12 protein-coding genes are annotated in these 14,249 nt (G+C 75.2%); 7 read left to right on the top strand and 5 right to left on the bottom strand.

The genetic code is table 11. The features are described 5' to 3' along the window. Window positions 1-34: 34 nt before the first annotated feature. Both ACLQ2V_RS21425 and ACLQ2V_RS21420 read left to right on the top strand, forming a co-directional pair. Window positions 35-646: a TetR/AcrR family transcriptional regulator gene (locus ACLQ2V_RS21425; RefSeq protein ID WP_425720414.1), complete on the top strand. Its 612-nt coding sequence runs from the start codon at window positions 35-37 to the stop codon at window positions 644-646. Window positions 647-798: 152 nt separating this feature from the next. Further along, complete coding sequence (locus ACLQ2V_RS21420; protein ID WP_425720327.1) at window positions 799-3,639, top strand: LuxR C-terminal-related transcriptional regulator; 2,841 nt, start codon at window positions 799-801, stop codon at window positions 3,637-3,639. A gap of 112 nt (window positions 3,640-3,751) precedes the next feature. Here the strand turns inward: ACLQ2V_RS21420 and ACLQ2V_RS21415 are convergent, their stop codons facing one another. The 3 genes from ACLQ2V_RS21415 to ACLQ2V_RS21405 are packed head-to-tail and all read right to left on the bottom strand — an operon-like array spanning window position 3,752 to window position 6,954. Then, a complete protein-coding gene (locus ACLQ2V_RS21415; protein ID WP_425720326.1) occupies window positions 3,752-4,825 on the bottom strand; it encodes a Zn-dependent alcohol dehydrogenase in 1,074 nt (357 codons plus the stop codon). After that, the gene (locus ACLQ2V_RS21410; protein ID WP_425720325.1) at window positions 4,822-6,240 is read right to left on the bottom strand and encodes an aldehyde dehydrogenase family protein; all 1,419 of its coding nucleotides are present in this window, start codon (window positions 6,238-6,240) and stop codon (window positions 4,822-4,824) included. Before ACLQ2V_RS21410 ends, ACLQ2V_RS21415 begins: the two co-directional genes overlap by 4 nt. Before the next feature lie 48 nt (window positions 6,241-6,288). Beyond that, a complete protein-coding gene (locus ACLQ2V_RS21405) occupies window positions 6,289-6,954 on the bottom strand; it encodes a TetR/AcrR family transcriptional regulator (protein ID WP_425720324.1) in 666 nt (221 codons plus the stop codon). A gap of 121 nt (window positions 6,955-7,075) precedes the next feature. Here ACLQ2V_RS21405 and ACLQ2V_RS21400 point away from each other — a divergent pair, with 121 nt between their 5' ends. The 5 genes from ACLQ2V_RS21400 (at window position 7,076) to ACLQ2V_RS21380 (ending at window position 11,788) form a co-directional block, all read left to right on the top strand. Further along, complete coding sequence (locus tag ACLQ2V_RS21400) at window positions 7,076-8,224, top strand: acyl-CoA dehydrogenase family protein (RefSeq protein ID WP_425720323.1); 1,149 nt, start codon at window positions 7,076-7,078, stop codon at window positions 8,222-8,224. 14 nt (window positions 8,225-8,238) lie between these two features. Next, a complete protein-coding gene (gene fabG, locus ACLQ2V_RS21395; RefSeq protein WP_425720322.1) occupies window positions 8,239-8,997 on the top strand; it encodes a 3-oxoacyl-ACP reductase FabG in 759 nt (252 codons plus the stop codon). 34 nt (window positions 8,998-9,031) lie between these two features. After that, the gene (locus ACLQ2V_RS21390) at window positions 9,032-10,204 is read left to right on the top strand and encodes an acyl-CoA dehydrogenase family protein (protein WP_425720321.1); all 1,173 of its coding nucleotides are present in this window, start codon (window positions 9,032-9,034) and stop codon (window positions 10,202-10,204) included. Further along, the gene (locus tag ACLQ2V_RS21385) at window positions 10,201-10,665 is read left to right on the top strand and encodes a MaoC family dehydratase (RefSeq protein ID WP_425720320.1); all 465 of its coding nucleotides are present in this window, start codon (window positions 10,201-10,203) and stop codon (window positions 10,663-10,665) included. Before ACLQ2V_RS21390 ends, ACLQ2V_RS21385 begins: the two co-directional genes overlap by 4 nt. Window positions 10,666-10,834: 169 nt before the next feature. Next, complete coding sequence (locus ACLQ2V_RS21380) at window positions 10,835-11,788, top strand: discoidin domain-containing protein (RefSeq protein ID WP_425720319.1); 954 nt, start codon at window positions 10,835-10,837, stop codon at window positions 11,786-11,788. 168 nt (window positions 11,789-11,956) lie between these two features. Here ACLQ2V_RS21380 and ACLQ2V_RS21375 read toward each other — a convergent pair whose 3' ends face one another. Further along, entirely contained in the window at window positions 11,957-12,619 is a 663-nt protein-coding gene (locus tag ACLQ2V_RS21375) for a polysaccharide deacetylase family protein (RefSeq protein ID WP_425720318.1), read from the bottom strand. A gap of 3 nt (window positions 12,620-12,622) precedes the next feature. Further along, complete coding sequence (locus ACLQ2V_RS21370; RefSeq protein ID WP_425720317.1) at window positions 12,623-14,248, bottom strand: glycoside hydrolase family 43 protein; 1,626 nt, start codon at window positions 14,246-14,248, stop codon at window positions 12,623-12,625. Window position 14,249: the final 1 nt, after the last annotated feature.

The following is a 14,249-nucleotide window of genomic DNA, read 5'->3' as shown; positions in this document are numbered from 1 at the left end:
CCGGGGCGTGACGAAACGGAGGGAGCGGGGGGCGATGGGCAGTGCCGAGGCGCCGGGCCGGGTCGACGGGCGGACCGCCCGAGCCGAACGGACCCGGGCGGCGATCGTCGAGGCGCACCTCGCGCTCATCTCCGAGGGTGACCTGCGGCCGACCGGGGAGCGCATCGCCGAGCGGGCCGGCATCTCCCTGCGTACCCTCTGGACCAACTTCAAGGACATGGAGACCCTCTTCGAGGCCAGCGGCGAGGAGCTGCTGCGCCAGCAGGACGCCGCCTACCGGCCGATCCCGCCCGCGTTGCCGCTGACCAAGCGGGTCGACGCGTACTGCCGGCAGCGGGCCCGGCTGCTCCAGCTCATCGCGCCCTCGGCGCGGGCGGCGCAGATGCGCGAGCCGGTCTCCGAGCAGCTGCGCCGCAACCGCCTCAAGCACATCGACCGGGTCCGCGACGAGGTCGAGCAGCTCTTCGCCGCCGAGCTGGAACGGGCCGGGGCGGGCCGGCAGCAGCTGGTCGACGCCCTGGTGGCCACGAGCATGTGGCCGACCTGGTCGCTGCTGCGCGACGGCCTGGGGCTGGGCGTGGATGCGGCCCGAGCGGTGATGACCCGGACGGTGGCCGCCCTGCTGGCCGACCCGGCAGCCCACTGAAGCACCCGACGACCCACTGACACCACACGGCGCGGCCCGCCGACCGGCCCGCGTCGGGCGCAACGGGCGAAGTCGATTGCCGGCCTCTTTCCATCGGGTAACCGATGGGTGACACTGGCCCTATGGTTAGTGCATCTACAGTGCAAATAACCGTGCTGCGTGGCCGGGCCGACGAGTGCCAGGCGATCCGGCTCCTGCTCGACGGCGCCCCGGGCGGTGGGGGAGCGCTGCTGTTGCAGGGCGAGCCGGGATCGGGCCGGTCCGCCCTGCTGGACTACGCGCACCGACACGCGCGGGGCTTCACCGTCCTCGCCGGGGCCGGGGTCGCGGAGGAGGCGGCACTGCCGCATGCCGGGCTGCAACGGCTCCTGGACCCGGTGCTCGACGACGCCGGCGCCCTGCCCGATCCGCAGCGGCGGGTGCTGCGGCAGGCCCTGGCCGGCGCGGGCTGCCCCGCCGACCGGCGGCTCGCGCTCGCGATGGCCGTACTCGGGTTGCTCACCGCCGCCGCCCGGGAGCGTCCGCTGCTCTGCACCATGGACGACGTCGACCGCACCGACGGCCCGACCGCCGACGTGCTGGCGTTCGTGGCCCGTCGGGTGCGCCGGCTACCGCTGGTCGTCCTGCTCACCGGGGGCACCGGGAGCGCGCCCGACGCGATCCCCACGCGCCGGCTGCGGGCCCTCGACGAGCGCGACAGCGCAGCCGTACTCATCGACCGGCTGCCCACGCCACCGTCCGACCCGGTCGTCACCGCGCTCGGCGCGCTCGCCGGGGGCAACCCGCAGGCGCTGGTCGACCTCGCCGGGGCGCTGAGCCCCGCGCAGTGCCGGGGGGAGGAGCCACTGCCCGACGGGCTCCCGGTCGACGGCGCGTTGGGGCGCGGCTACCGGGCCCGACTGGATCGGCTGCCGGCGCGGACCCGGCGCCTGCTGCTGCTCGCCGCCCTCGACGACGAGCTGGACCCGGCGACCCTGCTCCGCGCCGCGCGGGCGGCCGGAACGGTGATCGAGGCACTCGCCCCGGCCGAGCTCGCCGGGGTGGTCCGGGTGGAGCCGCACGGGGTGACGTTCCCGCATCCGGTGGCGCGGGCGGTGGTCGAGGCCGCCGCGCCCCTGGCCGCCCGTCACGCCGCCCACCTGCTCCTCGCCGGCCTGCTCGACGGCCCCGGGCAGCGGCTGCGCCGGGCGCTGCACCTCGCCGCCGCCGCCGAGGGCCCGGATCCCGCCCTGGCGGCCGAGCTGGCGCAGGCGGCCCGGGACGGGGGCCACCCGGCGATCCGGTCGGTGGCCCTGCACCGGGCCGCCGAGCTCAGCGCCGATCCGGCCCTCGCCGCCGCCCGGACGGTCGCCGCCGCCCGGTACGCCTGGGCGGCCGGCCAACCGCAGCGGGCCCGGCTGCTGCTGCGCCGGCTGCCCACCGACCCGACCGCCCCGGCGGATCAGGCCGTCGCGGCGGATCAGACCGTCGCGGCGGACCGGGCGGAGCCGACGACCTCGGCGGAGCCGACCGCGCCGACGACCTCGGCGGAGCCGACCGTCCCGGCGGTCCCGCTGGAGCCGAGCGTGACCGGCCGGGCCGAGCTGCTCCGTGGCGAGCTGGAACTGCGCTGCGGTCGCCCCCCGGTGGCCTTGACGACGCTGCTGGCCGTGGCCGACGCGGTGGCCGACGTCGAACCGACCCTGGCCCTCGGCGCGCTGGTCCGCGCCGGGGAGGCGGTCTGCTTCGCCGGCGACCAGTACCGCTACGCCGAGGTGGCGCGGCGGGCTCGGGCGCTGCGTCGAGCCGGGCAGGGCCCGGAAGCCGAGCTGCTGGCGACCCACGTCGCCGGGGTCGCGGCGACGCTGCGCGGCGCCCACGACCGGGCCGGCCCGGCGCTGCGCCGGGTCGTCGTCCTGGCCGACCAGCTGACCGGGCAGGCCCGTACCCCGGCCGTCCTGACCTGTGCCGCGGTGGCCGGGCTGCTGGTGGCCGTGGACGCCACCGCGCACCGGCTCGCCGACGAGGCCGCCGAGCTGGCCCGCGCCCGTGGCGAGCTGGCCGCCCTGCCCCGGGCGCTGGAACTGCGGGCCGACGCCGAGTACTGGCTGGGCCGGCACGAGACGGCGGCGCAGACCTGCCGGGAGGGGCTGCGGCTGGCCCGGCTGACCGGGCAGGCCACCTGGGCCGGCGTCCACCTGGGCATGCTGGCGGTGCTGGCCGCCATCCGCGCCGACCGGGACGCCAGCCTGCGGCTGATCCGTCAGATCGGCGAGGCCCCGGCCCCGAAGAGCCGCCCCGCCGCCCTGGCCCGCTGGGCGCTGGCCGTGCTCGACCTGGTCGACGGCCGCCCCGACGACGCCGCCGACCGGCTCGCCGGCCTGGCCCGGCCGGGCACCGGACGCGGGCAGGTCATCGTCCAGGTGATGGCCACGCCGTACCTGGTGGAGGCCGCGGTCCACCCGGCGCACCGGCCGGCGGCCCTCGCCGCCCTCGCCGTGTTCGACCAGTGGGCCGACGGCACGGCGAGCCCGTCGCGCCGGGCGCTGTCGGCGCGCTGCCACGCGCTGCTGGCCCCCCGGGGCAGCGCGGCGGCCGAGGAGGCGTTCCGGACCGCGTTGCGGCTGCATCCGGCGGGCGGGTTCGAGCGGGCCCGCACGGGGCTGCTCTTCGGCCGGGAACTGCGCCGCAGCCGGCGGCCCCGCGACGCCCGCGAGCACCTGCACGCCGCCCGTGAGACGTTCACCGTGCTCGGGGCGAGCGCCTGGGCCGAGCAGGCCGCCGCCGAGCTGCGGGCCGCCGGGGAGGCGGTGGGGGAGCCGGAGCTGCCGGCGGCGGCGGTGCTGACCGGTCAGCAGCTGCGGATCGCGCAGCTCGTCGCCGAGGGCGCCACCAACCGGGAGATCGCCGGCCGGATGTTCCTCTCCACCCGCACGGTCGACCACCACCTGCGCAACATCTTCCACCGCCTCGGCATCCGCTCCCGCACCCAACTGGCCCGCGCCCTCTCCTGAGCCCGCCCCGCCCCCACTCCGTCGATCGTGGAGTCGTGGTGCCTAACACAACGGTCATCGTGGACTTTCTGCTCACCACAAGTCCATGATCGGCGAAGGGGGTGGGGGCAGGTCAGGGCAGCACCACGGTCCGGGCGCCCTCGCCGCGGGCCATCCGGGCGAACGCCTCCGGCGCGCCGTCCAGGTCGGTCCGGTCGGTGATCAGCGGGGCCAGGTCCAGGGTGCCGTCGAGCACGGCGCGGGCCAGCTCGGGGACGTCCCGGTCCGGGTCGGACGAGCCGTAGACCGACGAGCGCAGCGTACGGGCCGAGTGGAAGATCTCCAGGGCGCTCAGGCCGACGATGTCGTCCTTGGCCCCCATGCCCACCACGGTCACCTGCCCGCCCCGGCGGGTGGCCCGCCAGGCGGTGCGGATGGTGGCCGACCGCCCGACGCACTCGAAGGTGTGGTCGACGCCCCGCCCCTCGGTGCGGCCCCGCAGCGCCCGGTTGATCCCGTCGTCGGCGAGCAGGAACTCGGTGGCGCCCACGGCGAGGGCCAGCTCCGCCTTTGCCGGCGACACGTCGACGGCGAAGACCGGGTCGGCGCCGGCGGCGCGGGCGGCGGAGACCACCGAGAGCCCCACCCCGCCGAGGCCGATGACGGCCACCGAGTCGCCGGGGGCCACCGCGGCGGTGCGGCGGACCGCGCCGACGCCGGTGAGCACGGCGCAGCCCAGCAGCGCGGCGGCTGCCATGGGCAGCTCGGCCGGGACCGCGATCACCGCGTCCTGCGCCACCACCACCTGCTCGGCGAGGGCACCCAGGCCCAGGGTGACGTGCAGCGGCTCGCCGCCGACGGTGCCGCCGCCGGGGACGGCGGGGGCACCGGCGCGCTCGCAGAGCCACGGCTCGCCGTGCCCGCAGTACCAGCACTGCCGGCACGGCGGCGACCAGTTCAGCACCACGTGCTCGCCGGGCGCGACCCGGGTCACGCCCGCGCCGACCTCGGCCACCACGCCGGCCGCCTCGTGCCCGAGCACCAGCGGGTACGGCGGTGCCAGCGTGCCGTTGATCAGCGACAGGTCGCTGTGGCACACCCCGGCGGCCCGGATCTCGACCCGCACCTGGCCGGGGCCGGTGGCGGGCAGCTCGATCTGCTCCACCCGGGGCGGCTCCCCGACGGCGCGGGCGATCAGCGCCCTCATCGCTGGATCGCCTTGGTCTGCAGGAACTCGTCCAGCCCGTGGCTGCCCAGCTCCCGGCCGAGGCCGGACTGCTTGTAGCCGCCGAAGGGGGCCAGCGGGTTGAACGGCGCGCCGTTGATGTCGACCGCGCCGGTGCGCATCCGCCGCGCCACCCGCAGCGCCCGCTCGTCGTCGCCGGACCAGACCGCGCCGGCCAGCCCGTACCGGGAGTTGTTGGCCACCGCGACGGCGTGGTCGTCGTCGTCGACCGCAAGGACCGCGAGCACCGGGCCGAAGACCTCCTCCTGGGCCAGCGCGCTGTCCGGGTCGACGTCGGCGATGACGGTGGGGGCGACGAACCAGCCCCGGCCGGGCAGCGGGGCGTCCGGGCCGCCGGCGATCAGCCGGCCGCCGTCGGCGAGGCCCTTGTCGATGTGGTCGCGCACCCGCTGCCGCTGGGCGGCCGAGACGAGCGGGCCGAGCCGGGTGGCCGGGTCGAACGGGTCGCCGAGCCGGTAGCCCTGCGCGGCCTGCGCCGCGAGGGTAAGGGCCTCGTCGTAGCGGCTGCGGTGCACCAGCATCCGCGTCCAGGCGGTGCAGGTCTGCCCGGAGTTGAGGAAGGCGTTGCCGACGCCCACCTTCACGGCGGTGGCCAGGTCGGCGTCGTCGAGGATCACGTTGGCGGACTTGCCGCCGAGCTCCAGGGCGACCCGGGCCACCCGGTCGGCGGCCAGGTGGGAGATCCGCCGGCCGACGGCGGTGGAGCCGGTGAAGGAGACCATGTCCACGTCGGGATGGGCGGCGATGGCCTCGCCGACCACGCCGCCGGTGCCGGTGACCAGGTTGACCACGCCGGGCGGGAGGCCGGCGGAGTGGACGGCGTCGAAGAGCAGGTACGCCACCAGCGGCGTCAGCTCGCTGGGCTTGAGCACCACCGTGCAGCCGGCCGCCAGGGCGGGGGCGAGCTTCGCCACGACCTGGTGCAGCGGGTAGTTCCACGGGGTGATCGCGCCGACCACGCCGATCGGCTCCCGTACCACCAGGGAGTGGCCGATGGTCTCCTCGGCGGGCGGTCGGGCGGCGAGGTCGACGTACCCGCGCAGGACGGTGAGGGGGAGCCCGGCCTGCACCCGGGTGGCCACCTTGAGCGGGGTGCCCAGCTCGGTGGCGACGGTGCGGGCGATGGTGTCGGCGCGGGCGGTCAGGGCGGTGTGCAGCCGGTCGAGGTGCGCCGCCCGGTCGGCCGGCGCGGTGGCGGCCCAGCCGGGGAAGGCGGCCCGGGCGGCGGCGACGGCCCGGTCGACGTCGGTCGCCGTGCCGGCCGGGACGGTCGCGACGACCTGCTCCGTGGCCGGGTTGTGCACCGGGAGGGTCTGCCCGGTCGGCGCGGCGACCCAGCGCCCGTCGAGGTAGAAGTCGGTCCGTGCGAGATCCATCGCGCCCCTCACGTACGTCACTGAAAACTAGCGGTGGAAGTTTTTACTCTAGTGGGTGTCGGCGGCCGGCGGGAGGGGTGGCAGGGGGCCGATGGTGCGCTCGTAGGTGCGGGCCAGGCCGTCGATGAGCGCCTCCAGGCCCAGGGTGAACGCCCCCTCGTCGACGCGTTGCTGGTGCTCGGCGAGCCGGTGCGCCTGGGTGAGGTGGGGGTACTGCTCGGCGTAGAGCCCCGGGTCCTCGACGAAGCCCCGGGCGAAGGAGCCCAGCGCCGACCCGGTGACGAAGTACCGCACGAGCGCGCCGATGTGGGTGGCCCGCGCGGGCGGCCAGCCTGCGGCGACCAGGCCCCCGTAGACGGCGTCGGCCATGGCCAGCGCGGCCGGCCGGCGACCGGGCCCCCGCGCCAGGTACGGCACGATGTGCGGGTGCGCGGCGAGCGCGGCCCGGTACGAGTGGCCCCACCGGTGCAGCGCCTCGCGCCAGTCGACGACGCCGAAGAACGAGACGTCGACCTGCCCGGTGATGCTGTCGGCGACCGCGTCGAGGATCTCGTCCTTGGTGGCGAAGTGGTTGTAGAGCGAAGGCCCGCGCACGCCCAGGTCGGCGGCGAGCCGCCGGGTGGAGAAGCCCTCCAGCCCGTCGGCGTCGATCAGCGCGGCGGCGGCCTCGATGATCCGCTGCCGGCTCAGCAGCGCCTGCCGGGGCCGGGGCATGGGCGGTCTCCTGTCGCTCGGTGGTCGCGCGCTGGTCGCTGATGGTCGCTCGGTGCTCCGTGCGGAACTCTGCCACAGTCGGGTCTGGACGGATTAAAACTTGCACCGCTAGTTTAATGGCATGGACCTTCAGCTCTCCGCCGAACAGGCCGCGGTGCGCCGGCTCGCCGCCGACTTCGTGGCGCGCGAGGTGACCCCGCACGCGGCGGCCTGGGACCGCCGCGAGTCGGTCGACCCCGGCATCGTCGGCAAGCTCGGCGAGCTGGGCTTCCTGGGCCTGACCATCCCCGAGGAGCACGGCGGCTCCGGCGGCGACCACCTCTCCTACTGCCTGGTGCTGGAGGAGCTGGGCCGGGGCGACTCCGCCGTGCGGGGCATCGTCTCGGTCTCGCTCGGCCTGGTCGCCAAGTCGATCGCCGCGCACGGCACCGCCGAGCAGCGTCAGCGGTGGCTGCCCGCGCTCTGCTCCGGCGCGGCCCTGGGCTGCTTCGCGCTGACCGAGCCGGGCAGCGGCTCCGACGCCGCCGCGCTGACCACCCGGGCCACCCGCGACGGCGGCGACTGGTCGATCACCGGCGCGAAGGTCTTCATCACCAACGGCACCACCGCCGACGTGGCGGTGGTCTTCGCCCGCACCGGCGGCCCCGGCCACCGGGGGATCACCGCGTTCCTGGTCCCCACCGACAGCCCCGGCCTGACCCGGCGGGAGATCCACGGCAAGCTCGGCCTGCGCGGGCAGGCCACCGCCGAGCTGACCTTCGACGGCGTACGGGTGCCCGACTCCGCCCGCCTCGGCGCGGAGGGCGCCGGCTTCCGGCTGGCCCTGGGCACCCTGGCCAAGGGCCGGATGTCGGTCGCCGCCGGCTGCGTCGGCATCGCCCAGGGCTGCCTGGACGCCGCCGTCGACTACGCCGGCACGCGCACCCAGTTCGGCAAGCCCATCGCCGGCCACCAGCTCGTGCAGCGGCTGCTCAGCTCGATCGCGGTGGACACCGCCGCCGCCCGGCTGCTGGTGTGGCGGGTGGCCGACCTGATCGACCGGGGCGAGCCCTTCGCCACCGAGGCGTCGATGGCGAAGCTCTTCGCCAGCGAGGCCGCCGTCCGCGCCGCCAACGACGCGCTGCAGGTCTTCGGCGGGTACGGCTACATCGACGAGTACCCGGTCGGCAAGTACCTGCGCGACGCCCGCGTCGCCACCCTCTACGAGGGCACCAGCCAGATCCAGCAGCTCCTCATCGGACGCGCGCTCACCGGCGTCAACGCCTTCTAGCACCAGGGAGAACCGTGACCAGATTCGCCGACCGGATCGCCGTCGTCACCGGCGGGGCGCAGGGCATCGGCGCGGCCACCGCCCACCGGCTTGCCGCCGAGGGCGCGACCGTCGCCGTGGTCGACCTCGACGCCGGGCGGGCCCAGGCCGTCGCCGACGAGCTCGTCGCCGCCGGCGGTCGGGCGCTGGGCCTGGGCTGCGACGTCACCGACGCCGACGCCGTGGCCGCGACGACCGCCCGGGTGATCGAGACGTACGGGGGCCTGCACGTGCTGGTCAACAACGCCGGGATCACCCGCGACAACCTGCTGTTCAAGATGCCGCTGGCCGAGTGGGAGTCGGTGCTGACGACCAACCTGACCAGCATGTTCCTCTGCTGCCAGGCGGTGCAGGGGCAGATGGTCGCGGCCCGCTACGGCCGGATCGTCAACCTCTCCAGCCGCTCCGCGCTGGGCAACCGGGGCCAGGTCAACTACGCGGCGGCCAAGGCCGGCGTGCAGGGCCTGACCGCCACCCTGGCGCTGGAGCTGGGCCCGTTCGGCGTCACCGTCAACGCGGTCGCCCCCGGCTACGTGGCCACCGCGATGACCGCCGCCACCGCGCAGCGGGTCGGCAGCAGCCCCGAGGACCACCAGCGGATGGTCGCCGAGCACACCCCGCTGCGCCGGGTCGCCCAGCCCAGCGAGATCGCCTCGGTGATCGCCTTCCTGGCCAGCGACGACGCCTCGTACGTCAGCGGGCAGACCCTGTACGTCAACGGCGGCGCGCGCTGAGTCGCGCCACCTCCTACAGAGAACCGGAGGGGACATGGACTTCGCGCTGTCCGACGAGGAGCGGGCCATCCGCGACACGGCCCGCGACTTCATCACCAGGGAGGTCATGCCGCTGGAGCAGGAGCTGCTGCGGCGCGAGCGGGCCCACCGGCCCGGCCTGGAGCACAGCGAGCTGCGCGAGTTGCAGCTCAAGGCCCGCAAGTTCGGCTTCTGGGGGCTGGCCACCCCCCAGGAGTACGGGGGGATGGACCTGCCCGCCGTCACCCAGTCGCTGATCTGGACGGAGCTGGGCCGCACCTTCGTGCCGTTCCGCTTCGGCGGCGAGGCCGACAACATCCTCTTCCACGCCACCGAGGAGCAGAAGCGGGAGTTCCTGGTCCCCACCATCGAGGGGGAACGGCGCTCCTGCTTCGCGATCACCGAGCCGGGGGCCGGCTCGGACGCGGCCAACATCAGGTTCTCGGCCCGCCGCGACGGCGACGACTGGATCCTCGACGGCGAGAAGACCTTCATCACCGGCGGCAACGACGCCGACTTCGCCATCGTGGTGGCGGTGACCGACCGGGAGCGCGGGGCCCGCAACGGCGGGGCGACGGCCTTCCTGGTGGACCGGTCGATGGGCTGGCGCTCGGAGTTCATCCAGACGATGGGGGAGGGCGGGCCGGCGTCGCTGATCTTCGACGGGGTGCGGGTGCCGCACCGCAACGTCCTCGGCGAGGTCGGCCAGGGCTTCGCGCTGGGCATGAAGTGGATCGGCAAGGGGCGCTACACCATCCCCTCGCACGCCATCGGCATCGCCGAGCGGGCGTTGCAGATGGCGATCGACCACTCCAACACCCGGGAGACCTTCGGCGCGAAGATCGGCACCAACCAGGCCATCCAGTGGATGATCGCCGACTCGGAGACCGAGCTGGAGGCGGCCCGCTGGCTGGTGCTCCGCTCGGCCTGGACGGTCGACCAGGGCCAGGACCCCCGGCACGCCTCGTCGATGGGCAAGCTCTACGGCGCGGGGATGGTCAACCGGGTGGTGGACCGGGTGCTGCAGATCCACGGCGGGATGGGCTACACCCGGGAGCTGCCGATCGAGCGCTGGTACCGGCAGGTGCGGCTGTACCGGATCTTCGAGGGCACCGACGAGATGCAGCGCCTGATCATTGCCCGGGACCTGCTGCGCGGCTACACGAAGATCGGGGGGCACCTGGCATGAGGGTCTTCGCCGACATCGAGGAGCTGGCCGCCGCCGTCGGGCAGACCTTCGGCCCGGGGCCGTGGCTGCGCGTCGACCAGGGCCGGGTTGACCTCTTCGCCGACGCCACCGACGACCACCAGTGGATCCACCTCGACGCCGAACGGGCCGCCGCCGGGCCGTTCGGCGGCACCATCGCGCACGGCTACCTGACCCTGTCGCTGCTGCCGGCGCTCGTCGGCGGCCTCTACCGGGTCGACGGGGTGCGGATGGGCGTCAACTACGGCCTGAACCGGGTGCGCTTCCCGGCCCCGCTGCGGGTCGGCGGCGCGGTGCGGGCCACCGCCACGATCGCCGAGGTGGCCCCGGTCGACGGCGGGGTGCAGCTGGTCACCGCCGTCGTCGTGCAGAGCGACGCCGGCGGCAAGCCCGTCTGCGTCGCCGAGTCGGTGAGCCGGCTCTACGTCGGTCCGCTCCGCTGAGCCCCATCTCGTCCGCTCGGGGACCGGAAAAGGCATCATTATCGGGCGATGTCTTGACGTCGCAGGATGAACACCGCAACATTCACCAGGGAGCGCTCTCCCTTCGCCCCACCCCGTCTGGTCACCGTGTCGCGAGCGGCGTCCGCACCCCCTAACGACAGGCACAACCATGACATCACCCGTCCCACCCGTACGCCCGGCATCGGCTCGTGGTGCCGGCCGCCGGCGCACCCTCGTCGGTCTGGCGGTCGCGCTCGTCGCGGCGCTCGCGCCGACCGGCCTGGCCGCGTCGCCGGCGCAGGCCGCGCCGTATCTGATCTCGCAGGGCAAGTCGGCGTTCGCCTCCTCGGTCGAGAGCGCCGTGCGGCCCGCGTCGGCCGCGGTCGACGGCGACGTAGGCACCCGCTGGGCGAGCGCCACGGGCAGTGATCCCCAGTGGATCACGATCGATCTGGGTTACAGCACCGCCCTCGACCGGGTCACCCTGTACTGGGAGGAGGCCTACGCCCGCGCGTTCGAGATCCAGACCTCCGACGACGGCACCACGTGGACCACCGCCTACGCCACCACCGCCGGCCGGGGCAAGATCGAGGGTGTTCCCCTCGCCGACGATGCGAGCGGCCGGTACGTGCGGATGTACGGCACGGCTCGAGCCACCCCGCACGGCTACTCGCTGTACGAGTTCCAGGTCTACGGCGAGCGCTTCACCGTCCCCGACTGCGGCACCGTCAACGCCGCCCAGGGCCGCCCGGCGACCGCCTCCTCGGTCGAGAACAGCGGTATGCCCGCGTCGGCCGCGTTCGACGGCACCACCGCCACCCGCTGGTCGAGCGTCGCCGCCGACCCGCAGTGGCTCCAGGTCGACCTCGGCTCCAGCCGATCGATCTGCCGGGTCCACCTGAGCTGGGAGGCCGCGTACGCCCGCGCCTTCCAACTCCAGATCTCGGACGACGGCACCACCTGGAGAAGCGTCTGGGCCACCAGCACCAACGCCGGGACCTCGAACAACATCGACCTCCTGGAGACGGGCCGCTACCTGCGGATGTACGGCACCGCCCGGGGCACCGAGTACGGCTACTCGCTTCTCGAGATGAGGGTGTACGTGACCGGGACCGCCGTCTAGGCGGTCGACCCGAAGGTGGTCCACCTGACCACGTGCCCGTAGCCCGACCCGCCGCCGGCCGGGGACGCGACCCGCGTTCCCTGGCCGGCGGCGGGTCGCGTTCCCGGCCCCGGCGGCGCGGGCCGGGCCCGGCCGGCGGGTTGCGCCCACGGTGGGCCGGGGCCGCCCTTACGGCAGGGCGAAGCGCCAGCCCTGGGCCCGCAGCACGGGCACCACCCGGTCCACCGCGGCCACGGTGCGGCTGCGGTCCCCGCCGCCGTCGTGCAGCAGCACCACGGCGCCGGGCGTGACGCCGTCGAGCAGGCGGCGGGCGATCTCGTCGGTGCCCGGCGGCGGGTCCCAGTCGCCGACGGCGAGCCGCCACCCGAGCGGCCGCATGCCCAGACCGGCGGCCACCGCCGGGCTGCAACCCCAGGCCCCGTAGGGGGCGCGGAAGTACGGGATCGGGGCGTCCGGCACCGCGCGCCGGATGGCCGCGTCGGTCGCCCGCAGGTCCGCCGCGATCCGCTCGGGCGGCCAGGCGCCCATGTCGTCGTGGCGCATGCCGTGGTTGCCCAGCACGTGCCCGTCGGCCACGATCCGGCGCACCACCTCGGGATGGGCCTCGACGTGGTCGCCCCAGAGGCAGAACACGGCGGTGACCCGGTGCCGGCGCAGGACGTCGAGCAGGCGCGGCGTGTCGACGGGGTTCGGGCCGTCGTCGAAGGTGAGGCCGAGCACCCGGCCGCCGCCCGCGACGGTCTCGACGAGACCGGCGTCGACCCCGGCGGGTGCCGGGCGGTCGGCGTCGGCCCCGGCGGGACCCGGGCGGTCGGCACGGGTGCCGCGCACCGGTCACTCCTCCCGGTAGGTGGCGAGGTCGAAGTCGGCGTGGCCGCCGTCGCCGCCGAGGTCCTGCACCCACAGGCCCAGGAACGCCCCGGTGAACCCCCACGCCGCCGGCTCCCCGTCGATGATCAGCGCGGCGTGCTCGTCGGAGAGGATGGTCGCGTCGAGCTGCACCGGGAGCTCCTGCCAACCGGCGCCGAGGTCGTAGGCGAAGCGCACGACGGGACCGTCGAAGACCCCGCGCAGGCCGACCCGGGTGACGCCGGTGGCGTCGACGGTCAACTGCGAATGGGCGGTGCGCCGGCCGCTGTCGGAGCTCATCAGCTCCAGCACGACCCGGCCGTCGTCGTCGCGGGTCAGGTAGAGGTAGTGCCAGTTGAGGGTGTTGTAGTAGGCGGTGATCCCGGCCAGTTGCAGGTGGTCGACCGGGTCGAACTCGACCACCGTCTCCAGCGAGCAGCGCGTCGCGCAGACCCGCCGGGCGACCAGGCTGGGGGTCTGCTTGCCCACCGGCGACTGCCCGCCGTGCAGGCGCAGATGTGACGGGCGGGCCGTCAGGTCGACCCAGTCCGGCGTGGCGGGGCGGCGCAGCGTCGACCAGGCCGGACCCAGCTCACCGGCGTCGAAGTGGTCGGTGGCGGGCTCGTCCGGCCACGGGTGCGCCGGCAGGTCGGGCGCGGCCACCTCGTCGGCCGGCACCCCACCGGGGACGCTCGGCCAGCCGCCCGTCGGCCACTCGACCCGCTGCATCGCGGTCTCGCGCCCCAGCACGCAGTTGCCCAGCGGGGTGTAGGGGCGTCCCACCAGGTGGAACAAATACCACTCGTCGCGCGCGGTGCGCACCAGGCTGCCGTGCCCGGCCTTCTGCAACCGCAGGTCCGGCCGGTCCACCGAGGTCAGCAGCGGCCCGTTCGGGTCCACCTCGTAGGGCCCGAAGCGCTCCCGCGAGCGGGCCACCGTGACCTGGTGCTCCCAGCTGGTGCCCCCCTCGGCGGTGACCAGCCAGTACCAGCCGTCGTGGCGGTAGAGGTGGGGGCCCTCGGTGAGCCCGACGGGGGTGCCGGTGAAGAGCAGCCGGGGCCGGCCGACGAGGCGGCGCGCGGCCCGGTCGTACTGCTGGATCTCGATGCCGGCGAAGCGGTCGCGGCCCGGCCGCCAGTCGGCGCTCATGCTCAGCAGCCAGCTGGTGCCGTCGTCGTCGTGGAAGAGCGAGGCGTCGAAGCCGCGCCCGTGCAGCTTCACCGGATCCGACCAGGGGCCGGCGATGTCCGGCGCGGTGACCAGGAAGTTCTGTGGGTCCCAGTAGCCGCTGGCGAAGCTGGCCACGTCGCTGTAGACCAGGAAGAACTCGCCGTCGTGGTAGGACAGGTCGGGCGCCCAGACCCCGTTGGAGTCCCCGCAGCCCCGCAGGTCGAGCAGGCGTCGCTCGGTGATGATCCCGCCCAACGCGCGCCAGTGCACGAGGTCGCGGGAGTGGTGCACCCGGACACCGGGATACCACTCGAAGGTCGAGGTGGCCAGGTAGTAGTCGTCGCCGACCCGCAGGATCGACGGGTCCGGGTGGAACCCCGCGAGGACGGGATTGCGGATCAACCGGGCGGCGGTCGCCACGTCAGCGGTATCGGTCGACACG

The organism is Micromonospora sp. DT233, assembly GCF_049841815.1.
Taxonomy (GTDB): domain Bacteria; phylum Actinomycetota; class Actinomycetes; order Mycobacteriales; family Micromonosporaceae; genus Micromonospora.
Note: the sequence above shows the minus strand (reverse complement) of the source record. Positions and strands in the feature narration are given on the sequence as shown.